This is a genomic window from Echinicola shivajiensis (assembly GCF_018642165.1).
GTDB classification, from domain to species: domain Bacteria; phylum Bacteroidota; class Bacteroidia; order Cytophagales; family Cyclobacteriaceae; genus Echinicola; species Echinicola shivajiensis.
The window spans coordinates 1-26,382 of sequence record NZ_JAHHZM010000022.1; the positions used below are offsets into that span (position 1 = coordinate 1).

The 26,382-nt window shown below is 39.8% G+C and carries 27 protein-coding genes; 5 read left to right on the forward strand and 22 right to left on the reverse strand.

What is annotated here, in order from left to right:
* Positions 1-200: 200 nt before the first annotated feature.
* Positions 201-1,433, reverse strand: coding sequence for an FAD binding domain-containing protein (locus tag KMW37_RS21460; protein ID WP_215226702.1), 1,233 nt, complete (start codon positions 1,431-1,433; stop codon positions 201-203).
* A gap of 178 nt (positions 1,434-1,611) precedes the next feature.
* Positions 1,612-2,667 carry a uroporphyrinogen decarboxylase/cobalamine-independent methonine synthase family protein gene (locus KMW37_RS21465; RefSeq protein WP_215226703.1) on the reverse strand — a complete coding sequence of 352 codons (1,056 nt, stop codon included), beginning with the start codon at positions 2,665-2,667 and terminating at the stop codon, positions 1,612-1,614.
* Positions 2,668-3,132: 465 nt separating this feature from the next.
* Here KMW37_RS21465 and KMW37_RS21470 point away from each other — a divergent pair, with 465 nt between their 5' ends.
* On the forward strand, positions 3,133-3,528 hold the full coding sequence (locus KMW37_RS21470) for a gamma-glutamylcyclotransferase family protein (RefSeq protein ID WP_215226704.1): 396 nt from the start codon (positions 3,133-3,135) through the stop codon (positions 3,526-3,528).
* A gap of 53 nt (positions 3,529-3,581) precedes the next feature.
* Here the strand turns inward: KMW37_RS21470 and KMW37_RS21475 are convergent, their stop codons facing one another.
* The 7 genes from KMW37_RS21475 to KMW37_RS21505 all read right to left on the reverse strand — a co-directional run bounded on the left by KMW37_RS21475 (position 3,582) and on the right by KMW37_RS21505 (position 10,395).
* On the reverse strand, positions 3,582-3,812 hold the full coding sequence (locus KMW37_RS21475; RefSeq protein ID WP_215226705.1) for a helix-turn-helix domain-containing protein: 231 nt from the start codon (positions 3,810-3,812) through the stop codon (positions 3,582-3,584).
* A gap of 3 nt (positions 3,813-3,815) precedes the next feature.
* A complete protein-coding gene (locus KMW37_RS21480; RefSeq protein ID WP_215226706.1) occupies positions 3,816-4,295 on the reverse strand; it encodes a DUF2975 domain-containing protein in 480 nt (159 codons plus the stop codon).
* 349 nt (positions 4,296-4,644) lie between these two features.
* Positions 4,645-5,220 carry a helix-turn-helix domain-containing protein gene (locus KMW37_RS21485; RefSeq protein WP_215226707.1) on the reverse strand — a complete coding sequence of 192 codons (576 nt, stop codon included), beginning with the start codon at positions 5,218-5,220 and terminating at the stop codon, positions 4,645-4,647.
* Positions 5,221-5,465: 245 nt separating this feature from the next.
* Positions 5,466-7,001, reverse strand: a complete 1,536-nt coding sequence (locus KMW37_RS21490; protein ID WP_215226708.1) for a poly(ethylene terephthalate) hydrolase family protein — start codon at positions 6,999-7,001, stop codon at positions 5,466-5,468.
* A gap of 164 nt (positions 7,002-7,165) precedes the next feature.
* Positions 7,166-7,630 carry an SRPBCC family protein gene (locus tag KMW37_RS21495; RefSeq protein ID WP_215226709.1) on the reverse strand — a complete coding sequence of 155 codons (465 nt, stop codon included), beginning with the start codon at positions 7,628-7,630 and terminating at the stop codon, positions 7,166-7,168.
* 517 nt (positions 7,631-8,147) lie between these two features.
* Positions 8,148-9,314 carry a hypothetical protein gene (locus tag KMW37_RS21500; protein WP_215226710.1) on the reverse strand — a complete coding sequence of 389 codons (1,167 nt, stop codon included), beginning with the start codon at positions 9,312-9,314 and terminating at the stop codon, positions 8,148-8,150.
* 619 nt (positions 9,315-9,933) lie between these two features.
* Positions 9,934-10,395 carry a RidA family protein gene (locus tag KMW37_RS21505; protein ID WP_215226711.1) on the reverse strand — a complete coding sequence of 154 codons (462 nt, stop codon included), beginning with the start codon at positions 10,393-10,395 and terminating at the stop codon, positions 9,934-9,936.
* 306 nt (positions 10,396-10,701) lie between these two features.
* Here KMW37_RS21505 and KMW37_RS21510 point away from each other — a divergent pair, with 306 nt between their 5' ends.
* From KMW37_RS21510 to KMW37_RS21515, 3 genes are all read left to right on the forward strand, one after another.
* A complete protein-coding gene (locus tag KMW37_RS21510) occupies positions 10,702-10,956 on the forward strand; it encodes a hypothetical protein (RefSeq protein ID WP_215226712.1) in 255 nt (84 codons plus the stop codon).
* A gap of 149 nt (positions 10,957-11,105) precedes the next feature.
* Complete coding sequence (locus KMW37_RS22490) at positions 11,106-11,342, forward strand: hypothetical protein (protein WP_246581597.1); 237 nt, start codon at positions 11,106-11,108, stop codon at positions 11,340-11,342.
* Between the two features lie 34 nt (positions 11,343-11,376).
* Positions 11,377-12,417, forward strand: coding sequence for a reverse transcriptase domain-containing protein (locus KMW37_RS21515; protein ID WP_317195599.1), 1,041 nt, complete (start codon positions 11,377-11,379; stop codon positions 12,415-12,417).
* A gap of 91 nt (positions 12,418-12,508) precedes the next feature.
* On the opposite strand, the gene KMW37_RS21520 is transcribed toward KMW37_RS21515, so the two are convergent.
* From KMW37_RS21520 to KMW37_RS21560, 9 genes are all read right to left on the reverse strand, one after another.
* A complete protein-coding gene (locus KMW37_RS21520; RefSeq protein WP_215226713.1) occupies positions 12,509-13,522 on the reverse strand; it encodes a leucine-rich repeat domain-containing protein in 1,014 nt (337 codons plus the stop codon).
* Between the two features lie 105 nt (positions 13,523-13,627).
* Positions 13,628-14,746 carry a site-specific tyrosine recombinase/integron integrase gene (gene xerA / locus KMW37_RS21525; protein ID WP_246581598.1) on the reverse strand — a complete coding sequence of 373 codons (1,119 nt, stop codon included), beginning with the start codon at positions 14,744-14,746 and terminating at the stop codon, positions 13,628-13,630.
* 222 nt (positions 14,747-14,968) lie between these two features.
* Positions 14,969-15,625, reverse strand: coding sequence for a 3-oxoacid CoA-transferase subunit B (locus KMW37_RS21530; protein ID WP_215226714.1), 657 nt, complete (start codon positions 15,623-15,625; stop codon positions 14,969-14,971).
* A gap of 30 nt (positions 15,626-15,655) precedes the next feature.
* The gene (locus KMW37_RS21535) at positions 15,656-16,351 is read right to left on the reverse strand and encodes a CoA transferase subunit A (RefSeq protein ID WP_215226715.1); all 696 of its coding nucleotides are present in this window, start codon (positions 16,349-16,351) and stop codon (positions 15,656-15,658) included.
* A gap of 12 nt (positions 16,352-16,363) precedes the next feature.
* Positions 16,364-17,296 (reverse strand): bifunctional riboflavin kinase/FAD synthetase, encoded by a 933-nt coding sequence (locus KMW37_RS21540; protein ID WP_215226716.1) that lies wholly within the window; start codon positions 17,294-17,296, stop codon positions 16,364-16,366.
* The gene (gene truB / locus KMW37_RS21545; RefSeq protein ID WP_215226717.1) at positions 17,293-17,976 is read right to left on the reverse strand and encodes a tRNA pseudouridine(55) synthase TruB; all 684 of its coding nucleotides are present in this window, start codon (positions 17,974-17,976) and stop codon (positions 17,293-17,295) included. The genes KMW37_RS21540 and truB overlap by 4 nt, the downstream gene beginning before the upstream one ends.
* A 1-nt stretch (position 17,977) precedes the next feature.
* Positions 17,978-18,775 (reverse strand): undecaprenyl-diphosphate phosphatase, encoded by a 798-nt coding sequence (locus tag KMW37_RS21550; protein ID WP_215226718.1) that lies wholly within the window; start codon positions 18,773-18,775, stop codon positions 17,978-17,980.
* 8 nt (positions 18,776-18,783) lie between these two features.
* Positions 18,784-18,990 (reverse strand): DUF3098 domain-containing protein, encoded by a 207-nt coding sequence (locus KMW37_RS21555; protein ID WP_215226719.1) that lies wholly within the window; start codon positions 18,988-18,990, stop codon positions 18,784-18,786.
* A gap of 1 nt (position 18,991) precedes the next feature.
* Positions 18,992-19,885 carry a cell division protein FtsX gene (locus KMW37_RS21560; protein WP_215226720.1) on the reverse strand — a complete coding sequence of 298 codons (894 nt, stop codon included), beginning with the start codon at positions 19,883-19,885 and terminating at the stop codon, positions 18,992-18,994.
* A 373-nt stretch (positions 19,886-20,258) separates the two neighbouring features.
* Between KMW37_RS21560 and KMW37_RS21565 the strand changes: the two genes are divergently transcribed.
* A complete protein-coding gene (locus tag KMW37_RS21565; protein ID WP_215226721.1) occupies positions 20,259-21,689 on the forward strand; it encodes an alanine/glycine:cation symporter family protein in 1,431 nt (476 codons plus the stop codon).
* Between the two features lie 598 nt (positions 21,690-22,287).
* Here KMW37_RS21565 and KMW37_RS21570 read toward each other — a convergent pair.
* The 4 genes from KMW37_RS21570 to KMW37_RS21585 are packed head-to-tail and all read right to left on the reverse strand — an operon-like array spanning position 22,288 to position 26,308.
* Positions 22,288-22,677: a VOC family protein gene (locus KMW37_RS21570; protein WP_215226722.1), complete on the reverse strand. Its 390-nt coding sequence runs from the start codon at positions 22,675-22,677 to the stop codon at positions 22,288-22,290.
* A gap of 44 nt (positions 22,678-22,721) precedes the next feature.
* Entirely contained in the window at positions 22,722-23,948 is a 1,227-nt protein-coding gene (locus KMW37_RS21575) for a homoserine dehydrogenase (RefSeq protein WP_215226723.1), read from the reverse strand.
* Entirely contained in the window at positions 23,941-24,996 is a 1,056-nt protein-coding gene (gene metX / locus KMW37_RS21580) for a homoserine O-acetyltransferase MetX (protein ID WP_215226724.1), read from the reverse strand. Before metX ends, KMW37_RS21575 begins: the two co-directional genes overlap by 8 nt.
* A gap of 4 nt (positions 24,997-25,000) precedes the next feature.
* A complete protein-coding gene (locus KMW37_RS21585) occupies positions 25,001-26,308 on the reverse strand; it encodes an O-acetylhomoserine aminocarboxypropyltransferase/cysteine synthase family protein (protein ID WP_215226725.1) in 1,308 nt (435 codons plus the stop codon).
* Positions 26,309-26,382 lie beyond the last annotated feature (74 nt).

Sequence of the window (26,382 nt, forward strand, 5' to 3'; positions counted from 1 at the left end):
TGAAAAAGGTATCAAGGCCTATGAAGAAAAAATGCAGCTTCACAGAGAAAGGTGGCTACAAAAAACAGCTAAAGAACTAGGTTATGAACTCGAACAAATTCATGCCTAGTTCTTTACGTCATTGGTAATTTAGGTCATATGGCTAGAAACGCTTATTGTTAGCACGGTACATAGTGAATGCAAATAATTGGCGGAAGCTTTTAGTCTCCACCTTTTTCAAAATTGAAACTTTCAGGAAAAGTTATTGATGCTTTCCACCATTTCTTGGTGGTCACTTCGTCCACTTTCGCAAAGTCCGGTTGTTCCCAAATGAAAGCGTTCTCCATTTGCTCTCCCAAAGCCAAAAGCTGCTTGCCCCTTTGAAGTTGCAACTTATTCCATTGTTCCAGTGTATCTTCCATATCGCTGTTCTCTTTCATACAATTGATCAGGTCTTTAACATTATTATAACCTTTGAATACTCCCGAACCTGTGAAAGGTTGAACAACTATTCCGGCATCTCCAATCAGACACACCCTGTCTTTTCGGTAACTCTCCAGATCCAGTGTGTAAATGACTTGTATGTAGCTATCGGTGGTCTTGTTAACCAATTTAGCATAATGGGCAGGAATGTTCTTGGTAAGAAATCTTTTCATCCGAGTTTCATTTTCTTCTGTCAGGTTTCCTGGAGGCAGTGTTCCGAACCTGACATTTCCTTGCCTATCCGTCATCAGTTCGTTTAGTTCAGCATCTGGAATAGGTACGTAAGCTGCCCAATTGAATATCCGTTCTCCTTCTTTAACAGACCCATTTTGATTTGGTATGAAGTAGACCACATTATGACCAGGCTCATTATTATAAGACAATCGAAGAATTTCATCCGATAGAGGAGAAGCCTCTTCCATGTAAGATTCTGGGAGCAGTCCTCTCCAAAGTACATATCCCCTATATTTCAGTTTCTTATCAGGAAAAAGAATTCTACGGCCTAATGAATTATATCCATCTGCAAACAATACAAGATCGAATTCTACCTTGTCAGATGACGCTGCTGTTAGTTCCACCTTGCCATCAGGTAAGCATCTGGCATCAGTTATCATGGTGCCTTCCTTATAACATTCATTAGGAATATTGGCCCGAAGATTTTTCCAAAGTTCATTCCATTGGAAAACATGAAAGCTGATTGGTATTGCCCCGGCAGTCTTCCCAAATGGTTCTGAGGTATTACTTTTGCCAACGAATGGCATCCTATTGATATTAAAGTAGGCAAAATCACCTTGTATAAGACCATCTTTTCTGATCTGTTCCATTAGAATTGGTGTGGTTCCTATTCCTCCTCCACGGCTAACCAAGGGCTTATTGGAGCGCTCAAAGACGGTTATTTGATGCCCTACTTTTTTTAAAAGTATAGCAGCGGAACACCCCGCAATAGATCCACCAACAATTCCAATTTTCATGTGCATTAGGTTTTATTACCGCCAACTTTCTTTATATATAGTTAACTGAATTTACCTTACTCCCCATATAATGAGGGATATAGCCGATTTTATTCACTTATATTTTTGGTAAATAATTCCTATAAAGGACCTTGTTTGCAAGGAGGATTATTTTAATCCCTACTTTCAATGATTGTTATTAGGTCTTGGACAATTTTTCCTCGGCCAGTTTGGTGCCTTCCACTCGGGCCTTGATCTTGGCAAAGGCGATTTCCCTCGTGGTGGATACATCATCGCAAAAAGGGGAAAAGCCACAATCGTCCGTTGTGCCCAATTGGGCAACAGGGATAAACTCTGCAGCCTCCAAGACACGCTCCATCACTTCCTCTTTGGTTTCCACTTTTGGATTGTTTACATCAGTAACCCCTATAAATACTTTTTGATAAGGCTTAAGATATTCCTTAACCGTTTTTAAAACTTTTTTCTTATCGGATTCGCTCGCCAGCTGCAGGTAAAAGTTTCCCACATTCAAATCAAAAAGTGCAGGAAGAAAAGCGGTATAATCCACATCTGCACTATGGGTGGAATCATGATCGCCACCTGGGCAAACATGCACCCCAAGTCGCTCCCTATAGGCATCAGAGAAGCGGTTGAAGACTTGATTGTTCAGGTTAATAAAATGCTGCAAAACTCCTCCCGAAGGATCTAGTTTCAGGGATAACCTTCCTTCCGTAAAATCCATTTGGACTTTAGCCGCTCCTTGTTCGAGACATTGCCTGATATCCTTTTCGCATTCATTGACTAGGTCAGCGATAAATGTTTCTTGGGAATAGCCTTCTATGCCTTCCGGTGGATAGATTAAGCTAAGTGCTGATGCCGAAATGACGGCCTGCTTTATGGGTAGATTTGTCCTTTCTTGGGCATATTTAAGGTACTGTACCGCATATTTACTGTAACGGAAGGGACCTTTGGTCAATAGCGGAAGTTGTCTGAAATGCCCATCGGCAAAGTCAATTCTCATTCCTTCAGGAGCAATATTCAGGGCACCATCCAAAGGGTAAGTGGCAAAGCTGGACTTGGTTTGTTCCCCATCAGTGATCACCAATGAACCTGTCTTTTCAAACTCTTTTAAAGTGTCCACGATGGCTTTGTCATAGAGTGCTTCCAAGTTCTGTTCTTGGGTGGAAGAAGTGATGGCTGTTATCAATTCCACTGGCCTTGGAATACTTCCAATAGGTTCTGTTGCAATTTTCATTTTTATGAGTTTATTGTTAGTGAAAATACCAGTCCTATTGATTGTGGCAATAGGCCTAACATCAAACTAACTTACTGAAATTCATTATAAATTACTTTTTAATGCGGTGTTTTTTTCTTTCATCTTCCTAAGTACGATCTCCTTTTGTATCTCAGCAAAAAGCGCAGTTCATCAGTCATATTAGTTCAACAAGAAGCAGCCTTAAAAATCATCAATTCCTTAAAGAAGAATGTAAAATGTGTGTCAAGATCTAATAAAAGGGGAGGAGTTTACTTTGCTTATGAACTTTGATGAAAACAATATAAAAAAAAAGGACTGTCAATTGGCAGTCCTTTTTTAATACGAGTTGATGTTCAGTTTTATTTGCAATTGTGTTTATGGGGATCAAAGGTTGAGGACTTATCCCTTTTATTGTGGCCTAAATTGATTTTAAAGTATCTTAAGGCCTTTATTCTCAGTTTGAATATGAATTTGATATTTGTTTATGGAACGCTTTTGAAGAAAACCAAACATGCTGTACCCCAGCTTTTTCATCAAAAAAGTGCTTTTGTGGCAGAAGCGTTTACCTATGGGAAATTATTTCAGGAGTCCTATTATCCAGGACTAGTCCTACCCCCTTCTACTCAAGAGAAAGTTTATGGGCAGGTTTTCTGCATTTCGGATACGGAAAGGGTATTGGGTGCTTTGGATAAATATGAAGAGGTGGGGTCTTCATTTCCATCACCTCAGGAATTTAAGCGTACTATCATTACAGTTTATAATCTGCACGCCTCAAAACCAATGAAATGCTGGGCATACCTTTTTAATTTACCTACGGATAGCTTGAGACCAATAGTTTCTGGAAAGTTTAAACAGTATTGAAATGGTGAGAAAATAATATGACTATCCGAGATTTTGAATGTTCAGCGAGATTATTACTGATGGTTCGTTACTTCATGTTCATCACTTACATATTCCAAAATATCACCTGGCTGACAGTCTAAAGCTTTGCAAATTGCTTCCAAGGTGCTAAAACGAATTGCTTTTGCTTTCCCCGTCTTTAAGATAGAAAGGTTGGACAATGTCAATTCGACTTTCTCCGAAAGTTCATTCAGAGAAATCTTTCGCTTTGCCATCATTACATCTAAGTTTACAATAATAGACATAGCTTAAATTGTTAAGTCGTTTTCAGTTTTCATATCTACGGCATTTTGCAAGATTTTTTCAAGCACTGCCACCGCTGTTGCAATCGCGACAGAAATAAAAGTAGTTACGATACACAGGGCAAGAAAGCCAGCGGGATCGTCGTCTTCAGCATGAAATATCCTTATATATATTCCTGCTAACACAATAAGAATGCTTAGAATGATTGCACAGTGCTTTATGCTTCTTAAAGTCCTAATTGAGTTTGTTGAGAACAATTTATTTTGGGCGATATATCCAAGTAATTTGAATACTTTGTACAAGGCCACAAAAAATGCAATGGACGATGCATAGGCATATAAGATAAAAGGGTCAGCGTAAATACTGAACAGGTCTAAGTTTTGGGCTCTTCCCTCCAATAATGGAAAGCGAATTAAGATGATAAGCGCCACGATACCGATAATCAAAATGACTATCTGCAGGAAGGTTATTGAAATTCTTTTCATAGTTAAATAGTGCGTTTTCTGTTGCCACCTAAATATAGTTAGTATTTATTGTTTATCAATAAATATTTGATGTAATACAAAAATAATATATTGATTAAGTTGTAATCAATATTGAAGGGGGATTTGTAAATCAGCCGATTAATTTCCGAAATAGAAATGTGAAGAGTATTTTTGAAAAAATGGGATTGTAGAGTAAATTGGTTTTATGGGTTACTAACAAGGGTTTGGTGATAAGCAGCAGTATTCCATTACTTCGCAATTTCAAGTAAATTTTGAAGAGCTCCATGAGCTTTTTTGTGATGGTGCTAATTCATGATGAGATAAATAAAAGGCATTACGGTCTTACTTATCAAATTTCTTTAAGGGTTTTTAGGATATGTCTAATTTCAAAGTTGTCTTGTAATCCCTTTAGAAAAATAATTAGCATTATGACATTTGTAAACAATGATACTATTGAGATGTTTTTTGATGGGTTCAGATAGAGAAATTGAAGGATTAAACAAATACTAATAATAATTACACAAGCTTTTGACAAAGTAATTATGTTCTTATGCTTTTCTATAACTTCTCCTATGGGCTTGGTTTCTAGTTTGGAGTTTATTTTATCAAATGATGAATTGCTTAATTTAGCATATCTCCGAATCAAAATTTCTCTGGCTTTGTCTAAATTACTATTACTGTCTGATTCAAAAGATTTATTTGCTTTCAAATCATTATAAGAGGTATTTTGTGATAAGCTGAAAAGGTCAAAATCCAATGCTTTAGAAATTAATCTTAAGGTATGTCCTCTTGGTTCCACTTCTCCAGATTCAATGCGTTGTAAGGTCCTTACACTTATATTACATTGATTTATCAATTCTTCCTGGGTTAACCCTTTGTTTTGTCTTAATTCAATAATCTTTAATCCTAAATCTGGTTGTTTCATAATTTTAGTTTTGTAAACCAATATTACAATTAACTTAAAAATTAGAAGCCTTTTTTTGTGAATTTATCCTGTCATTTTAGCGCCATTTAGCGCCATTTTACTGTATTTTATTGCGTTAAAATGCAGTTTTTCAGATTGTTAGGAGGTTTGGTTAGGCTGGTCTTATAGATTGAATGACTGACTTTAAACAGAGTGGATTTTTAAAGACGGTTTCTTTTCCGTATGCCGTAATTTATTTAATGCCTTCATTTTAATGCATCTAATTGTTTCAATCGGTCAATTGCGTTTTGATTTTGGGTATTTAACTCTAAGGACTTTTTAAAACTTTCTTTAGCCTTTTCCTTATCTCCAGTAAACAAATAACCCTCAGCTAAACTGTCGTAAATATTAGCTGAATTTGGATAAAGCTTTGTTGCCAATAAAAATACATCAATCCCTTGCGAAGATGTAGTTGGATTGAAAACAAGCTGTAATCCTAGGGTGTTTAGATTGCCTTCTAGAATTTCAAAGGAAGGATGTGTTTTTGCTATTGAGTCATGAAGCTGTAATATGTTTTCATAGTTTCGCTTGGATGCCAAATCATTAAAGTCCTGAAATGTGAAGTCATCTTTTTCCGTTTGTTTGGATTTTATGCTGATGAGGCCATTTGTGACTGTATTATCAGAAGGATCATTTTCAATAAATTTTGATGCTTTAACGTCTTTATTGAGAAAGGTATCTAAAAAATTCAATGTGTAAACGGCAAGCAATTTATAGGATTCCATTATTTCCGAATCGCTTTTGTCTTGTCTTTTGTCTCTATTGGCAAATAGAATACCTAGTGTACTGAAATAACTATGAGTTAGGTGATGAAATTTCAGTGAATAGGACTTATTATTTGTTATGCTATCATATAATTGGAATTTCGTGTTGAGTTCAGCATCCATTTTGTCTTCTTCCAAGACTATTTCAGGAATGTCTTTTTGGGCCATATGAATATATGGAACATCAATTTTTTCAGCATTGAAAAACGGTGATTGGTTTAATAGTCCATATTGGTATCTTTCTGTACCATCTAGGCTAACAATCGCTTTTACATTATCATTGCGGTTTTGCACGATAATATTTGATAAACCACCAAAGCTAAAACCCATGATTGCCATTTTTTCATAATCCACATCAGGTAGTTTGCCAGCTTCTTTCATCAAAAATTCCACATCTCTGGCCTGTGTTTCCATTTCCTTTGCATTGTTATTGCTAAACTGGTGGGTTTCAGTTCCCCTACTTGGACTGGCTATCACTACGAAACCATGGCTGGCCAAATATTCGCAGAGTGCAAAGTTCTCTATTGAGGATGCTTGATAACTGGGGGCATAAATAACAATAGGAAATTTCCCTTTTGCGAATTCTGCTTCTAAGTATGCTGTAGTTTGTTCTGCAAGGTGTTTTTGTTTTGAAGGTGTGTTGGGATAATAAAACCAGTTCAATATTTGCTCATTGGGTAAATGTTCCCATTCCATCTCCTCTTTTAGTATTTTGAGGTAATCTATAACAGCCAGAGGTTCTCTATTAACTATATTTTGCTCAGAAGGGTACCATATACTGACAGGAATTGGCCTTGCCAGTTTTTTGTTGGTGTAGTCAAAGATTCTGCTGTATGTTCTTGTACTGTCAGCAACTATATAATGTCGAAATCCTATATTATATTTTCCATTTTCGAGGTCAATTTGCTTAAGAGAAGTTTGCGCCAATAAAAAATTAGCCTGTAAAAGCATTACAATTTGTAGGACGGCCGATCGCATTATAAAATCAGTTAGTATACACTTTCAAGATGCTATTAGCTCTTAGGGGTAAAGCTTATGTTTTAGCTTTCCAGTGATGGCCATATATAACTCTTTAAGGACTTAAAATTAATATTTTGCTGTTTAGACAGCCCCTAACAATTAAAGGCATGGTTTCTTGGGTCTTAGGTCTGTTTTTCTGCAAGGTCTTTGAGCTTGTTCAAGGCCTTTGGCCAAGTCGTGTTAAAATAATCAAGATAGTCTTCTGTTATGTCGATGTCCACTGTTACCGTTGTTAAACCCTTATTCTCATGAAATGAATAATTTTCCAATCCGCCAGCCCATTTATCAACCTCAGCACCTTCTGTAATTTCATTTTCACCATCTAACATCCCGTAATGACGGATGGAAACAAACTGGAATGGAATATTGTCCGCAATTTCAGATACCATACCCCCCTTTTTACCGTTTTCATCTGTTCCGACAAAGTAGATTTTTGCTCCCTTTTCCCAGCTTCCTTCATATGTGGAGGTTGGATTAAATTCTGATGTCCATTGCTCGTAGGTTTTAATATTATCAATACCAAGCATGGTGTTGTAAACCTTCTCAGCGGAAGCCTTGATGTCTTTTTTGAATTGTATTTTTTTCATGATTTGCGTATTGGTTAAAAACTTTGTTTTTGTCTTCCTGGTACATTGGGGGATTACCTTTTTACTAAGCGTCCCAATGCTTGGGATATTTAAGGTAGCCTGCCGATTGGAGACTATGATTTAATATTTCCTTTGATTTAACCGGCTCATTTCAGGATGAGAATCAAAGTCCATGAATCATGGAAATGGAAACTTTACCTAAGTTATTCATAGTGATTGATGTAAACAAGCGAAAGTCGGCTAGGAGCATCTTTTCCGGATATGCTCCTCATTGAATATTAGTCTCATTTCTAAATGAAAAAAATTATGGTATTTTTTCTTGCTTTAAAAAGTACCATGATTTCTTGGAATTTATCCAAAAGTAAACGCATAGTATACTAGGGGTATACTAGGACTGGGAGTATCTATAGGGGGGCATGGGCTTTCCTTGCTGAAAATTCATCAAAGGGAAAAACGAATTGATTATAATGAAAGCATTTATCCAGCACTCATATAGAACGATTTATTGATATCAAGTTCAAATCTTTTTGTAAATCACAGATCCAATAAAGACCAGGACTAGCAAAACCGAAATCATTATAACAGTTCTCCAAAAGAGTTTATCCACTATTTTCTCCATATTGTTAAAAGTCATTTCAATGCTTTGATTGGTCATGGTGGTTAAATCCTGAAAACTTGCTTCCCGCTGCTTGGTTAACTGTTCGATGAGCTCCGCTAATACAATCATCCTTTCCTTTTTGATCTCCTCCAAAACAATTTCTCGCTCTTGACGCAAGGCCTGTAATATGGCCATGCGTTCGCTGCTTATATCCTTAAAGGAAGCCTTGCGTTGGTTTTCAATTAATTCGGGACTTGATTCTATCAATAATACCGTTCTCTCCAATAAGTGAGCTAAAGAATCGTAGCGACTGGTTAACTCTGGTTTGGTCAATGTATTATTGATCAAAAATTCGGTTTCCCAGCGCATCTGTTTTGGCAAGATTTCCATAAACGAACTGAGCTGGGAACGCAAGGCATCAAGACTTTGCGACATGTCTTCGGCAAGTTTCTTAAAGGTAACTTTCTCCACAGTTTGAATTTTAATCATAAGTGGGATCGTAGATTGCCTGACAAAATAGGAGCTTGTAATGGGATGTTGTTCGGCAAAATCTATAACAAGCTTAGTTCCCTCGGAAATATCATTATCGGGTACCAAATTCCGTCCAATATCCAGTAAGTCTTCCCAAAGAAAATCCAGCGCTTGTAGAGCAATCGGCTGATGATCACCAAATAATTCTTTGCCAGTACCCTTTTCAAAATACAATTTCATCTGGTAAGTAAAGACGGCTATATCTATATATCCAAGAAAAGGGTCACTGTTGTATATGGCACTGTTTGCGACAGGAATAGCGTTCATTTTCCAAATTAAGGCTTCCTTATCAACGGACGGATTTGAAGAAAGCATTATGATACTGTCTGCTGTCTCAGTTATGGTCCGCTCAAACTTATAAAAGAAATCGTTCATGGTCACTCTCAACTCAAGAGGTGATATTTCTAGACTTCCACCTCCTGGACCGACCGATTTTTTTTTCCTTTGTTGGCCAATGCTTACCTGGCTGATTATTAGGAGTAGAAAGCATGTCCAATAAATCAAAGCCTTGCTCTGAAAGAAAGTTATGGTGCTATTCGAATGTGGAGGTACCATGATATTGCGTTTAACTATCTTTTGTCTTTCAATTAGGTACTTTGCCTTTATAAAAGGCTGTGCGACCATTGTTTATCCTTGTCCCGATTCAAATTCCTTTTTTAAACCAATGGGTAATTTGACTTAGTTTTACACCAACTTTTAGTTGACCACCTTCTGTAAATCCCTTTGTTTTGATCAATTCCTTACGCGCAAAACATGCATTCGCCTACCTATTGTCGTCTGAAAGTGTTTTAAAATCGGTCGATTGGTTATAGTTTTCTTGTGCTTTCAGTCCTCTCTATGATTCATAACGCTTATTCAGGGTTACAAACAAGGGGCTTTCCTGTTTTGGCTTCTGTATTATCAAGATAAACTTTATATAACATTTTATATAGTCCTTTTAGGTTTATCTAATGCCAAAAATGATAATATCAGGAAATAAGTGAAAAATGCGACTAAAAAAAATATTTCGTTACGCTATTCTTTTTTCTTATCGCTAAAGATCTCGTATAAAAGTAGTTGTGTGGTTTATTGCTTGACTTTGTATGTACCCACCAAACTGAAAATCCGAGAGGTTACTCCGAAGTAGGTGAGAGCTAAAGGTTATTCATGGAAACCATTATTGAGAGTAGTTTTTTCATTCTTTTTTTACCGTGAATGATGCTGTCAATCCAACGCTAAAATTTCTTGGAAGCTTGTCAACTCCAAAAATTGCTCTCGAATGTTGGCCTTTATCATCTAATATTTTCATGAATAAGTCGGATGCTCCATTAACCACTTTTGGTGAATCGTCCCAATTATTCCCTGATTGAAAGTAGGCGTCTATGTGGTTAAGTCCTACAAGCTTGTCGAATCCAACTTTCTTATCAATTTGTGCCAAAACATTCAAAGCACAAAGTTCCATTGCTTTATATCCATCTTCTGTGCTTAGGTCATTACCTAAACGTCCGAGGTAAAGATACTCTTCGTTCAAAATCGGAAATTGAATCGCAACGTATGCAATATTCTCTCTGATATTGACCGAGACGTAGCTTCCGCCCGGTGTTGATACGTTCGGCAGTTCATATCCGAGTTTGTCTAAGTTTTCTTTTGGTGTCATAATCTCTCATTATAGCCAACTGTTTCGGGGCTTTGCGTTCGTGCGGGAAATCGAAGCACAAAAGCCAATATTATTACTAAAGTTCAATTGAAAAACTACTGTTGAATTTTGCACTTCAGCCCGCCTGACGCAAAACCCATGTGTGTGCCTTGAATGGTGAATATAGGTCAAAAAGTTGACCGTTCCAACGGGTGGAAGTCCCCGATGCGCGGGAGTCGTTACCCGAAGCAAAGCAAGTGGCAAGGTGGTTTGGAGTGATCCATGCACTGAAGCCCGCCTCCCGGAGGGCAGGTAAGCCAGACTGCGGTGTCTGTACTGAAGAATACGCTCGAGCACGAGAGTGCGAAGGGGGCGCACGCAGTGCCACATACTGAGGCTATGAGGTCGGATGAGGTAACACATGCTGCCGAAGTCCCAACTTCCCGAAAGGGAGGAAGTACCAAAATAGTAGATGTGGCAGCGACAGGCAGAAGCCTGCCTGCCGCAGGCAGGGATATTCATCTTACCGAGGGAGATCTCTGGATGTCGGGAACATTCAAGAGAAGTCAGCCGAGGTCATAGTAGTTAACAGCAACGAGCCGATACCGCAAGCATAACATCGGAGGACTCACAAGTTAGCGAAGGACTGAACATTGGATTACGTCCAAATTCGATAGGGAGCACCATTTGGGGCAGCCTTATCCTAAGCGGACAGGGTTAACAGATTAATCATGATAGAAAAAGTACTCAACCGTAAGAACCTCTACAAAGCCTACCGACAGGTGGTGCGGAACAAAGGTTCGGCAGGGGTGGACGGCAAGAAGGTCACCGAACTGTTCTCCTATCTGGAAAGCAACAGGGATAGTATTGGCACGTCCATTCTGAACCATACGTACGTACCGAGACCTATCAAGGGGAGGACGAAGCGGGAGCTTCGGGCCAGGCTGCGGGTGGATACCCAAGAGTAACGGAAAGACAAGATTACTGGGGGTTCCCACCGTAGTGGACAGATGGCTCCAACAAGCCGTAAGCCAAGTGCTGATGACCAAGTATGAACTTACGTTCGAGGAATACAGCTATGGCTTTCGACCGCAGAAGAACATCCACAAGTCAGTGACACAAGCCCTGAAATACATCAATGATGGCTATCAGGACATAGTGGACATCGACCTGAAAGGGTTCTTTGACGAAGTTGACCATTCGGTACTGCTTCAATTTATTTACCAGCGGGTTAAATGTCCGACCACCCTACGGCTTATTCGGAAATGGCTACGTGCACCCATCCAGATCAACGGAAAACTGCACAAACGTAGAAAAGGCGTTCCACAGGGCTCTCCGATCAGTCCACTTCTCTCCAACATCCTACTGGATGTTCTGGACAAGGAGCTGGATAGGAGAAACCTTAAATACGTCCGTTATGCTGATGATTTCAGCATCTACACCAAGTCAAAGAAGGAAGCCAGAAAAGTGGGCAACGAGATTTACCTTTTTCTAAAGGATAAACTCCGACTTCCCATCAACAGGGAGAAAAGCGGCATCCGAAGACCCTCTAATTTCGAAATGCTGGGACATGCATTTGTCCCAACTTACCAGAAAGGAGTAAAAGGAAAATACCAGTTGGTGGTGAAGCAAAACAGTTGGGAATCACTCAAACGCAAGCTCAAGCAGATCACCAAGAAAACCAGACCATACAGTTTTGAGGAACGGCTGAAAAAGTTGACAGAGGTCTGGCGGGGATGGGTAAACAATTACCGCCTTGCCAGTATCCACGCAAAGCTAAAAGCCATTGATGAATGGCTCAGAAACCGACTCAGATACTGTATATGGCACGACTGGAAGAAGCCTGAGCGGAAACGCAAAAACCTGATCAGACTGGGAGTGGACCAAGACCATGCCTACGCATGGAGTAGAACCAGAAAAGGAGGATGGGCAGTGGCTCAAAGCCCTATTCTGATCACTACTATCACTTTGTCATGCCTGAGAAGAAAAGGGTATGAATCGATGCTCTCCTACTACCTCAAAACACAACCTATAATCCAGTGAACCGCCGTATACGAGACCCGTACGTACGGTGGTGTGTGAGGCGCACCGTGGGCTTATAGCTCACGGCCGTCTACACGATTGTGGTGTCGTTTTATTTATTAAATATCTTTTCTACTTCAGGGTTATATCCCCAAAATTCTATACCCTTCTGTTTTAAAGTACTTCTATCTGTTTCATCCATAAGTCGCCACAAGTTTGTAGACTTTATAGTTTGACTCGTTTTAAGAATGTCCGTAGCTTGTATCATAAGTTCTTTTCTCGAGGCAGCCTTAAAATTTTCAGGGAAGAAAAGTAAAAAGGTTTTCAGGCTTTCAAGTTGTTCAATTGAACGTATATCAACTAATCTACTGTTGTTTTCGATTTGAATCTTGTTTAAATTCTTAAGCGAACTGAGATTTGGAAGTACTTCCATTTTTGACATTCCTTCAAAGCATAGTGTCTTAAGGTTTATTAATCCAGATAAGAAATCATAGTCTGGAATTTGGCGTGTTCTGCTAATCTCCAGTTCTTCTAATTGCTTCAGTTTCGAAATGGATGACAAATCCTTGTAGCTACCAAATAATAGGTTAAGCTCTTTAAGATTTTGCAGATTTTCGACAAATTTTAAGTCAGCCATTTTCACACCTCTCAGAGTTAATACTTCTAATTGAGTTAAACTGGATAAAGCTTCTAAACCCTTTTTCATTCCATCGTTGTAGAATCTTTTTAGGTTTTTGAAAGTGGAAATAAAATCAACATTTATAGAAGTAGATTTTGTTTCCCCAAGACTAAGATCCTCTAAATCTAAATATTTACTAATTGCTGAGAAATCTGTTGTCAAATATGATGAAACGGCAAACCTTTTTATTGATGGAAGGTGTTCGAGAAATTTAAAATCGACTTCTTCATACCAAAATATATGTAATCTAATTTGTGGATACTTATTAAAGAACTTTTCCAGTACATTCCATGTCCTAGTCGATGGAGTTTTAAACTCATAAAACTGAAGAGAATGAATATTAGGCTCATTAATAAGTCTTTCAATATCAGATTCCTTCAAGTCAGAATACACGTTAATGTTTCCGCCAAAGTTTCCCCATTTCTTTTCTTTCTTAAAAAGTCCCATTCTTTTCTTCTAATGCACCACAACTTGTTTATATGTCTGGTTTTTCCAGACATATCCTGCTAATATAGCAGAATAAGTCTGGTTTTAATTACCTTTTATTTCTTCTTATTCCCCTAGATCCAAATCGTCTAATGGACTAGTTATTTCTTTCAATGATTTCGCGCTGACATGAGTATAGATTTCAGTTGTTTTACTACTATTATGCCCCAATAATTCCTGTATATGCCTTATATCTGTCCCTCTTTCTAGCAAGTGGGTAGCATAACTATGTCTTAACCAGTGTGGTGTCACAGGTTTATTGATCTTAGCTTTTTTAACTGCTTTTTTTAATACTTCCGCCAAACTTTTTTCACTGTATTTCCCTCCCTTTTGTCCTTCAAAAATATAAGATTGAGGTTTATAGGCCTTGTAATATTCCTCTAAGTGCTTAATCAATATTTTGGACAAGGTGACTATTCTGTCTTTCTTTCCTTTACTTTGTTTAATTAATATTACCCCTCGTTCCCTTTGAATATGTTCAAATTTAAGGGATAGAACTTCGCTTCTTCGGAGACCACATGAATAGAGCATCATAATTAAAAGCTTATGCTTTTGGTTGGTCGTAACATTGAGTATTCTGTTGATTTCTTCCTTGCTCAGTACATTGGGTAGCGACCTGTTTCTTTTAGGTCTATAAATCAATTCAGGATCCAGTTTTCTTAGTTGGCGGTTTTGGAAAAACAATTTGATGGAATTGACCATCTGATTTTGGAAGGATGCTGAATAACCTCTATCAATGATATAATCCTTGTTGAATTTTTCCACGTCACCATTTTCAATTGCCCTAACACTTTTGTTATTTAAAAATCTGAAAAATACTTGAATACATTCAGTATATGTCTTTATGGTACTTTCACTGTACCGCTTATTTCTCATCCAATCCTGAAATGCTTCTATTTCTTTAAAAATCTCAAGCGCTAAAGGAGGTAGTTCGGGGAAATTTTTGGAATAATTGGCTTTTCTAAATGAGGAATAATCCAACCACACCTTTCCTTTGAAAAATAGGATCAAGCGATCAAGAATATCATCAGTGTAGGGAACCCACCAGGCCTTTTCATGCCTGCTCCATACACAATTGGGAAAGGTTTTTACCAGTTCCTTCAGTTCAAAATCGTAGGGGAATTCCAGTTTGACCATTGGCTTTTTCCCAAAAAAGCCATTAGATAAAATAATTTTTTTCATCATACAAAAAGTTCTTGATTCAAATTTGATCAGTTTGTATTAGAAGATTGAAACCTGACAGGTTTCAAAAAAACTAAAAGGACTTCATAGGCTGTAAAAACCTGTCAGGTTTTACCCATCTCCTAAACATGATAAGGCATCCCTTTATGAAGCCAATTATTCCAAAAATCACTCCTGTTAATCTCCGGGCAAGCAAAAGTGATCCTATGCCTAAACTAAAGTCGCTTAAAAAAACATCTCCGGAATATCACCCTCTACCACCAATCTACCTTCGGTTTTGGATCGAATTTCTTCTACAGTGACTTCTGGGGCCCTTTCTATCAGCTTGAAACCACCCTCGGGCAAGACCTTTAGATAGGCCAGGTCGGTGACGATTTTCTTCACACAGTTGATGCCTGTTATGGGCAGGCTGCAGTTTTTCAATAATTTGGATTTGCCATCTTTGCTGCAATGCTGCATGGCCACGATGATATTTTCGGCGGAAGCCACCAGGTCCATGGCACCGCCCATGCCTTTGACCATTTTGCCGGGAATCTTCCAGTTGGCAATATCCCCATTTTCGGAAACCTCCATGGCCCCAAGGATGGTCAGGTGTACATGTCCACCGCGGATCATGGCAAAGGATTCGGCAGAATTAAAAAGTACTGAGCCATCCACCATGCTGATGGTCTGTTTGCCGGCATTGATCAGGTCGGCATCGACATTTTCCTCAGTAGGGAAGGGCCCAATGCCCAACAGGCCATTTTCTGATTGCAGGACTACATCAAGGTTGTCTGGGATGTAGTTAGCCACTAGGGTAGGAATGCCTATTCCCAGATTGATATATTGTCCGTCTTTGATTTCTTTGGCAATGCGTTGTGCTATTTGGGTTTTGCTAAGCATGCTATTGGAGTTTAAAGCCTTGGAAATGAACTATTCTCTTATGGTTCTTTTTTCTATTCTTTTTTCATAATCCTTGCCTTGGAATATCCGCTGCACATAGATTCCAGGGGTATGGATTTGATTGGGATCCAATGCTCCGGCAGGTACCAGCTCTTCCACCTCGGCTATGGTAATGGCGCCTGCTGCGGCCATCATGGGATTGAAGTTCCTGGCCGTTCCCTTATAGATAAGGTTGCCGGCTGTATCTCCCTTCCAGGCCTTTACCAGTGAAAAATCAGCCTTTAGCCAACTTTCCAAAATATAGAGCTTGCCATCAAATTCCCTGATTTCCTTGCCTTCGGCCACTTCGGTGCCCACACCTGCAGGGGTGAAAAAAGCAGGAATACCAGCACCTCCAGCCCGGGTTCTCTCTGCCAAGGTCCCTTGGGGGATCAGTTCTACTTCCAATTCCCCACTGAGTAATTGCCGCTCAAATTCAGCATTTTCACCCACATAAGAGGAGATCATCTTTTTGACCATTTTCTTTTGCAGCATCAGGCCAATGCCAAAATCATCCACCCCCGCATTATTGGAAATACAGGTCAGGCCGGAAATATCCTTTTTGAGTAGGGCTTTGATGCTGTTTTCTGGAATGCCACAAAGACCAAAGCCACCTAACATCAATACAGCATGGCTTTTGATATCTGCGGTGGCTTCCTCTGCATCTTTTACAGTTTTATTGATCATGGGTTTATCAAGCTAGGATTCATTAAAAATTTGCCGGGCTTTTTCCTTGTCCCTTTTTAGCTGAGCTTTAAGCTCTTCTAAATTTGCAAATTTTCTCTCCGCTCTCAAAAAATCTTTGAAATAAACTGTGATTTGTTTGTCGTATAAATTGTCATTATAATCAAAAAGATGGGCTTCTACCGTCTTTTCTACGCCATCCACTGTAGGGCGGTTGCCGATATTGAGCATGGCTTGGTAAATCCTTTGTTCCACGGCTACCTCTACCACATAGGCACCATCTCCGGGGATCAGCTTATAATTGCTCGGTACATGGATATTGGCCGTGGGAAAATCAATGGACCGGCCGATCTGCTGTCCCTTGATCACTATGCCGTTCAGTTCATATTCCCTGCCCAAAAATTCATTGGCCTCTGCCACATGGCCAGCCAGTAGGGCTTTTCTGATCTTGGTACTGGAGATGCCTACATTGTCCACATCTTCCCTTGAAATCTCCTCCAGTTCAAAGCCATATCGGTCAATATTGGCTTTCAGGTGATCGAAGCTGCCTTCACGGTTTTTGCCAAAGCGGTGGTCATAGCCAATGACCAGTTTTTTGGTATGGATTTTATCTATTAAGACTTTCTGGATGAACTCTTCACCTGTCAACTGGGAAAATTCCTTGGTAAAGGGGATGGTGATCAAATGATCTATTCCTGCTTTTTCCAGGAGCTTGGCCTTTTCCTCAAAAGTGGTCAATAAGCGTAAATTGTGCTCCTCAGGGTGTAAAACTAACCTTGGATGTGGCCAAAAGGTGATTAACACGGTCTCGCCGTCCATTTGGTCGGCAATATCCCTGATTCTGGCCAATATTTTTTGATGTCCCAAGTGGACACCGTCAAAGGTCCCACTGGTCACTACGGCATTCTTTATAGGTAGGAAGTGATCAAGTCCTTCGTAAATTTTCATCCCTTGGCTTCTTTTTCCGCTTTGATCTTTTCTACTAAGTCCAATACCTCTTCTGCATCCTTAAGGTGGAAGTCTCCGATGCGTGTACGGGTAAGGGCAGACATATAGGCACCGACTTTTAGTTCTTCTCCTAAGTCCCTGGCCAAACTCCTGATATAGGTTCCTTTGGAACATACGATCCGGAAGTCTATTTCAGGCAGTTCACATCGGGTGATTTCAAAAGTCGAAACTTGTACAGGTCTTGGCTCCAATTTTACATCAATACCCTTTCTGGCTGATTCATATACCCTTTTCCCGTCCTTTTTGATGGCCGAATGGGTAGGGGGAACCTGCATGATATCCCCAGAGAATTTCTTACAGGCTACTTGGATGTCTTCAAGGCTCAGGTGGGATGGATCAGCCACTTCTTTTACCTCTTGCTCCAAATCAAAGGATTCGGTAGTTTTTCCCAATACAAAAGTACCGGTATACTCTTTTTCCTGGCCCATAAAATCATTGATGCTCTTGGTCTTTTTCCCGGCACAAATGATCAATAATCCAGTGGCCAGCGGATCCAAAGTTCCTGCGTGGCCCACTTTTTTTATCTTTAGGGCATTTCTCACCTTTTTAACCACATCAAATGAGGTCCATTGATAAGGTTTATTGATCAAAAATACTTCTCCGTAAGGTTTCTCGTCCATGCTACATTAATAAGCCACCCATTACGGCAATAGTACCTACGATGGCGCAATAAATGGCAAAGTAAATAAGCTTTCCCCGTTTTACAATATTAATCATCCAGATACATGCTGCCAAGCCTGCAATAAATGCTGCCAGAAATCCGGCCGTCAGGCTGATGGCTGAAATGCCTTCGGCTATGCTTGGGTCTTTGAAAAACTTTAGAAGCTTGATAGCGGAAGCGCCCAAGATCGGAATCAAGACCATCAGAAAGGAAAATCTGGTGGCTTTTTCCTTTTCCACACCGATCAATAAGGCTGTCGCAATGGTCGATCCTGACCGACTGATGCCGGGCATAATGGCAATGGTTTGGGCGATGCCTATTACAATGGCCTTGGGGAAAGTGACTATTCCGTCTCTTTTGGCAGCAAAGTGAGAGAAGGCCAGTAATATGGCCGTCAATATCAACATGGCACCCACCAAGAGGATTTTTCCGCCAAACAGGGCTTCTATTTGTTCTTCAAAGAGCACTCCAACAATTCCAATAGGAATCATGGAAAGAACGATTTTAGCCGCGAATTTAGTCCCTCCGTTCCACTGGAATTTCAATAAATCCCGGATGATATTGATAATATCCTTACGAAAGACGATGATGGTACTTAAGGCGGTAGCGGCATGAACCACTACAGTGAATAAAAGATTGTCGGCGGCTTCAACGCCCAAAAGGAATGACCCCAATTCAATATGCCCACTACTGGAAACAGGCAAAAACTCTGTTAGCCCCTGGATAATGCCCAGGATAATGGCTTCAATAATACTCATTGATCAATTTAATTGTCTGACTTGTGAAAAATCGCGTAAAACTCGAAAATAAATCCAAAAAGGGTGACCAATGGGCCCAGAGTAAGGCCTAGGAATCCGAATCCATGCGGTTCGCTGTCCAGTCCCATGATGATAAATCCTACCACAATAATGGCAATGCCTATCAACATCAGTGTATAGTTCTTCTTTGAAAAAGGTAAGTTGTTTTGATCCATTTTAATATAATTCGTCCAATGTCATGTTTAAGTATTTGTTGACTGCTCTGAGGGTACTGAAAAAGGATAATATAGCACCTAGGAGTATCAATCCTCCAAAGAGCATCAACAGCATTTCTTCATTTTGTAATAAGGCAAAACCATCAATATTGGCTTTGGTGTATTCTATCAAACCATAAAGGATGGCTGAAGCCAAAACACCTGCCATTGCCCCGTAAAAGAAGGACCTGTTTAGGAATGGTTTTCTGATAAAGCCTTTGGTTGCTCCGACCAACTGCATGCTTCGAATAAGGAAACGTTGTGAAAAGAGCGCCAGCCTGATGGTATTATTGATCAAAATGATCACGGTAAAGATGAGGATAAGGATAAATGCCCCTAAAACCATGCTGACCTTGACCAGGTTATTGTTGATGGATTCCACGAGATCATTCATATAAGTGACCTCAAAAACTCCGTTTAGGTCTTCTATTTCTGCTACGATTTTTTCCATCTGATCAGAAGTCTGAAACTCTTCCTTGACAGAAAGTACATAGCTATGTCTTAGTGGGTTGTCTTCTAGGAATTTTCCAAAATCCTCTCCAGTGTCCTTCAAGAATGATGCTGCAGCCTCATCTGCAGATATATAATTGATCTGTGGACCTTCGCCTTCTTTGCTCAACACATAAGCTTGTGCTTCCAGTGTCTTACCGATTTTGGCATTGTCCGCATCTGAAATATTCTTGTTGAGGAAAACCTGTATTTCTATATTTTCCCTGATAATGGAGGTAAGGGTCCGTGCTTGGATGACAATTACCCCAAAGAGCCCTACAATAAAAAGTGATAGGGTGGTGCTGAACAGCACACTCATAAACTTAAAACTTCCTAGTCTTGTCTTTTTCCTTAGAGATTTGCTCATGTTGCTATGAATTCCTCCAAAATTAATCAGCTATCTGTATTAAACCAATCTTATTGAATAAAATGCCAAGGTGAATTTGTGGATTGGTTTTTTTGATATTGGTTTAAACGCATTTCACTTATTGAATATTTTTAGCATAGTAATTAATTGATAGATTCTAAGCATCTCCGACACAAATTGTCAGACTGTTGGAAATTAGTCCACTGATATGAAATTGGATAATCTTAAAATGTTTTTTTGAAGGATAGGTTTAGGGTGTTTTTGAAATATAATTTTGAATTTTATTAAATAATTTTCTTTTATTTGGGCTTTGTTTGCTGATTGGACCAGTGAGGAAAGTTTAGTTTGATATTAGGAGTCGTAATAAGTTGTCATGAAGGAAATCGTAGAAGCTGTAAATAATGTAGTTTGGAGCAATGCCTTGATCGTTTTGTGTTTGGTGGCAGGAGTTTATTTTTCTGTGGTGACCAAGTTTCTTCAAGTAAGGTATATCAAGGAAATGCTTCGGCTTTTGTTTAAGGGTAAGCCTTCGGAAAAAGGAGTTTCTTCATTTCAGGCCTTTGCCTTGGCCATCTCTGGTAGGGTAGGTACAGGAAATATTGCTGGCGTGGCCACGGCCATAGCCATGGGGGGACCAGGAGCTATTTTTTGGATGTGGGTAATTGCCTTTCTGGGTTCCGCATCTGCATTTATAGAATCTACTTTAGGCCAGCTCTATAAGGAAGTTAATGATGGAGAATACCGCGGTGGTCCGGCCTATTATATAGAAAAAGGACTTGGCATTAAATGGTATGGGCTATTATTTGCCTTTGCTACCATTTTGAGTATGGCGGTATTTATGCCAGGGGTACAAAGTAACAGTATAGCCCTCAGCATGAAAAATGCATTTGACATTCCTGCTGAAATCACCGGAATAGGAGTGACCATATTATTGGGCTTGATCATTATCGGTGGGGTGAAGCGTATCAGTAAAGTGGCTGAAGTGGTTATTCCATTTATGGCTGCTGCCTATATATTGATGGCAGTAGTGATCATCTTTATAAATATCGAGGAGGTACCAGGGGTTTTAAGCATGATCATAGGTGCTGCATTTAATCTGGAATCGGCTTTTAGTGGCGTTTTCGGTATGGCCATTGCTTGGGGTGTTAAAAGAGGTATTTATTCCAACGAAGCAGGGCAGGGATCGGCCCCTCATGCTGCAGCTGCTGCTGAGGTCAGCCATCCAGCCAAACAAGGATTGGTGCAGGCCTTTTCAGTATATGTGGATACTTTGTTCGTTTGTACAGCCACAGCCCTGATGATCCTATTTACCGGGCAATATAATGTGATCAATCCTGAGGGAGGCTTTCTCGTTGAGAATTTACCTGGTGTGGAAATAGGCCCTGAATATACCCAGTATGCAGTGGCAACGCATTTTCCTGATTTGGGAAGCGGATTTGTAGCGGTTTCATTATTGTTTTTTGCCTTTACTACCATTATGGCCTATTACTATATAGCAGAGACTAACTTGAGTTATCTCAATAGAAATAAGCATAGAGCTTGGGCTTTATGGGGACTGCGCTTATTGTTCTTAATCACTACTTTTTATGGTGCCATCCGTACAGCTCAGCTGGCTTGGACCATGGGGGATATTGGAGTGGGGATAATGGCCTGGTTAAACGTTATTGCCATTTTATTATTGAGAAAGCCGGCCCTAAAAGTATTCAATGATTACACCAAGCAATTAAAAGAAGGCAAAGATCCTGTCTTTAATTCCAAAGAAGTGGGTATTAAGAATGCTGAGTTTTGGGAGGATAATAAGTAAAACAGATCAAGCATATTTCTGGGAGATAGGTAAATCAGTAATAACCTATATTGATCCATATCAACAAAAATTGTAGGTGTTCCCGTAATGTTGGACAAAATCAGGCATTGCAGGAATCTTATTGTTTTCTGTTCTTTTCCATTGATGAAAAGAACCAAAAATCTAGGCTATGGAGTCTTCTTCAAATTGAGGTAATTTCGTTTCCGATTAGAAGCCTTTTGTATCAATTTGATTTTGTGCCATTTGCTGTAGGCTAAAAATGAGCGGATCTCGCTGTTCCACGACGCGAGCTAGCTCATTTTCTTTACGCCTCAATCAACTGTCCCAAAAACGAATGCTCCAAAGGCCAAATTCAAATAATGGATTTTCTTTGAATATTTCGTTTCTCCAAGTGGATGAGCAAAGTTCAGACAGAAGTATAAAATTATTTTAAACAATAGTAATGGCTCTGAGTGTTGGGATGAAAAGAATGAACGCAGACTTTTGGTGGACTGATAATCACACCTGTGTATATCTGTGGTGAAAAAAGGGATAATGAAAAAAAACATACTAAAATTTAATACTCATACCTATACCTTTTCCCAATGATGCAGTAAAACTATTCCCAGATCCCTTTGGGTACAATTTCCAAAACATGCCCGAAGGGATCCTCAAAATAACAGCTTTTCAGCCCATCTTTCCATTCTTGCTCATGGGTGATTTTAATTCCTGAGTCAATCAGCTCATTTTTCCTGATTTCATAGTCCTTTGCCTGTACCTCAAAAGCGATATGCTGTTTCCCACTTGCATAATGTGCGGGAAGATTGCTTTCTTTTTCGGTGGTCTCAGGGATAAAACAAAGCAATACTGAGCTGCCACACCTGAAAAAAATATGCCGATTCATCTCCTTGGAAATAATCGGCATACCTAAGTTGTTGTGGTAAAATTCTTCAGCCTTATCTAAATCATTGATATAAAGGCAAGTTTCTTTGATCTGTGTGAATTCCATGATTTAATTTAATCAATCTATTGGGGAATTCACATGGATAGTTTTTAGCTTATACTAGTTGCTACTCTTGATTTGAGGAAGTCTTCAAGCAAATCCAAGGCAAGGCTATCATTAATTGCCAATATGGATAATTCTTCCTGACTGATGCTTGATTCATGTTCCAATATACTAGCAGTATTTAGCGGCGTGATGGCCCAGTACTGATCATTTCTGAAAATGATTGATTCAACATCCGTAAACTTTTCTAAAATTGATCGCTGTTTAGCTCTTAAAAGTACTTTCTCATGGACTGCTTTAGGAACAATGGTAACTGGATTTTTTCCATTCAGTTTATCATAGCCATAGGCATATCCGTTTTCCAATTTGCATAGGTCGGCATATACTGAAGCTCCAGTAGGATAGCTTCCTGCCCCTTTCCCCAAATAAAACTGTTCACCTAGATTGATGGAATTCACCTTTATGGCATTGTATTCATTCTCCACCATAAATAGTGCATCCTTGGGGTTGACCAATGATGGCAGAATATAGGCGGCTATTCCATCTTCGTTTCTGTAAGCCTTTGCTACCAATTTGATCTTTAAACCAAACTCCTTTGCTAGATTGACTTCTTCCAGGCTAATGTGCTGAATACCCAGTGTAGCAATGTTTTTCTCTTCAATATACTGCCCAAAGGCATGCAGTGCCAAAATGGAAAGTTTGCTCTTTACATCGCTTCCATTAAGGTCCAGACTAGGGTCAGCTTCGGCAAATCCATTTTCCTGCGCTAAGCTAATGGCATCAGCAATACTTAGCCCGTCTTCAAAAAGACGGGTAAGGATATAGTTAGAGGAGCCGTTGAGTATGCCCTCTAATGATTCAATTTGATCTCCGGCAAATTGGGTGTCCAATGTGGTAATTACTGGAATGCCTGCAGCAGCAGAGGCTTCATACAATAAGCTGCCTCCAAAGTCTTTTTCCAATTGGATAAGCTCAGGCAGGTGAGTGGCCAACATTTTTTTATTGGCAGAGATCACCTTTTTCCCCTTTTTGAGCAGTGTACTTACATAATCATAGGCTTTGTCAGCATCAGAAATCAGTTCTATTCCAGTTTCAATCTCCTTTTCCAAAATATCATTTGGTTCAAAGGAAAAGGAAATTTCACTGTTTCTGTTTTTACTAGGGTTTTGTACAACTATGGTGTCGGGCTCAAGGCCTTGTTGGTGCTTTTGGGCAATTTCATAATACCCTTGACCAACTACGCCAAAGCCAAATAAGCCAATCTGTTTAGCCATTATTTTCCAGATAAAAAGATTTTAATATATAATTTAACTGCTCATTTTCGACCAAAAAAGCATCATGGCCATATATGGAGCTGATTTCTCTATAGGTACCGTTAGGTACATTTTTACTGATAAATTGGGATTCTTCCTTAGTAAACAAGAGGTCAGTATTGATGCCAATGGATAGAACCTTGGATTTTATCTGAGAAAGTGCAGCTGCAGTGCCTCCTCGGCCTCTTCCTAGATCATGACTGTCCATCGCTTTGGTCAATACCCAGTAAGAGAGGGCATTGAACCTGTTGGCCAGCTTTTGGCCTTGGTATCTAAGGTATGAGCTGACTTTAAAATGGTCAATTTTTTCTTCTGTTTCTCCTTGGCTTGCTTGGAAGATATCTTGGTGCCTGTAACTCAGCATTCCGATAGCTCGGGCAGCTTCAAGCCCCTTTTTGCCAGCATCTGGATTGTTTTGTCCCCAGGTGCTATCAGATTCAATGGACATTCTTTGCGCTTCATTGAAGCCGATTGTCCAAGGAGAGGTTTTTGCATTGGAAGCGACGATGACTGTGTTTTTAACCTTTTCCGCTAGTTTGTAGGACCATTCCAAGGCTACTTGGCCGCCAAGTGAACCGCCAATCACCGTATCTATTTGCTGAATGCCAAGGTGCTCCCGAAGCTTGTCAAAAGCGTTTGCCATATCCCTGGTAGAAAGGTTTGGAAAGTCATAGTAGTATGGCTTTCCAGTTTTTGGGTCCTCACTTAATGGCTGAGTGGAACCGTAACAAGATCCTAACAGGTTGGCACAGACAATGAAGTATTTGGTAGGGTCGAAGAATTTGTCTTCTCCCACTAATCCACTCCACCACTCATGGACATTGGCATCTCCAGTGAGTGCATGTAGGACCCAAATTACATTGTCCTTTTTTGGGGTAAGGTGTCCTTGGGTAGTATAGCTCAATTGAAACTCTTGTAGGGTTTCTCCTGAATCCAACTTCAATTCTTCCTCACAATGGAAAACTTCTTGGCTCATATCGGTAATCAGATACGGTGATTGTAAGTTCATTTTACTATTTTATTTTTTCGAAAGCTGCACTTAAGTCAGCCTTGATATCATCAATGTGTTCTATGCCCAAGGATAGGCGTAGCAATGAAGGAGTAACCCCTGCTGCTAACTGTTCTTCATCGCTGAGCTGTTGGTGGGTGGTTGCAGAAGGTTGAATAATCAAGGTCTTCGCATCGCCCACATTGGCCAGGTGTGATACTAATGAGAGATTGTTGATAAAGTCAGCAGCTGCTTCTTTATCCGCTTTCAATTCAAAGCTCAATACACCGCCAAAACCATTGGTAAGGTATTTTTGGGCCAAGGTATGGTAAGGGCTACTTTCCAAACCTGGGTAATTTACCTTTTGCACTTTTGGATGGCTTTCGAGCCACTTGGCTATTGCCAGTGCATTGTCCACTGTTCTTTGCACCCTTAGTGAAAGGGTTTCTAATCCCTGAATAAGTTGAAAAGCATTGAAAGGGCTAAGTGCTGGACCGAAGTCTCTCAGGCCTTCTACTCGCGCTCTAATGGCAAAGGCAATGTTTGGCAATCCCAATGGATTGTTGTCGCCAAAAGTCTCCCAGAAATTCAGACCGTGGTATCCTTCAGATGGCTCAGAAAACTGCGTGAATTTTCCATTTCCCCAGTTGTAATTTCCTGCATCTACGATCACCCCACCAATAGAAGTTCCATGTCCACCTATCCATTTGGTAGCAGACTGAACGACGATGTTGGCACCATGGGCAATAGGTCTGAAAAGAAAACCAGCTGCTCCAAAGGTATTGTCCACCACTAGAGGGAGGTCTTTATCCTTGGCCAATTTGGCAACGCTTTCAAAATCTGGGATATTGAATTCAGGGTTACCAATGGTCTCGACATAAATGGCTTTGGTATTATCGTCAATAAGTGCTGCTAGATCGGCAGCCTTATCACTTTTGGCAAATCTTGCATCCACTCCAATTCTCTTGAAGGCTACTTTGAACTGGTTATAAGTTCCGCCATATAGGAAAGGGGAGGAGACGAAATTGTCACCCGCTTGTAAAATATTATTAAGTGCAATAAACTGTGCTGCTTGACCCGAGGCAGTTGCTAAGGCCGCAACTCCACCTTCCAGCGCTGCTATTCTTTTCTCAAAAACATCTGTAGTGGGATTCATGATCCTTGTATAGATGTTTCCAAATTCTTTCAGACCAAAAAGGTTGGCACCATGTTCTGCAGAATTAAACACATATGAAGTGGTTTGATAAATAGGTACTGCTCTTGAGTTTGTTGTTGGATCCGGTTCCTGTCCAGCATGAAGCTGGAGGGTTTCATAATGATAAGGTTGTGACATGTTGGTAACTTGTTAGTTAAATTGACAAAGAAATTTTTAAAGAAATGGTATTAAATAATAGTCTGCCTGAATTA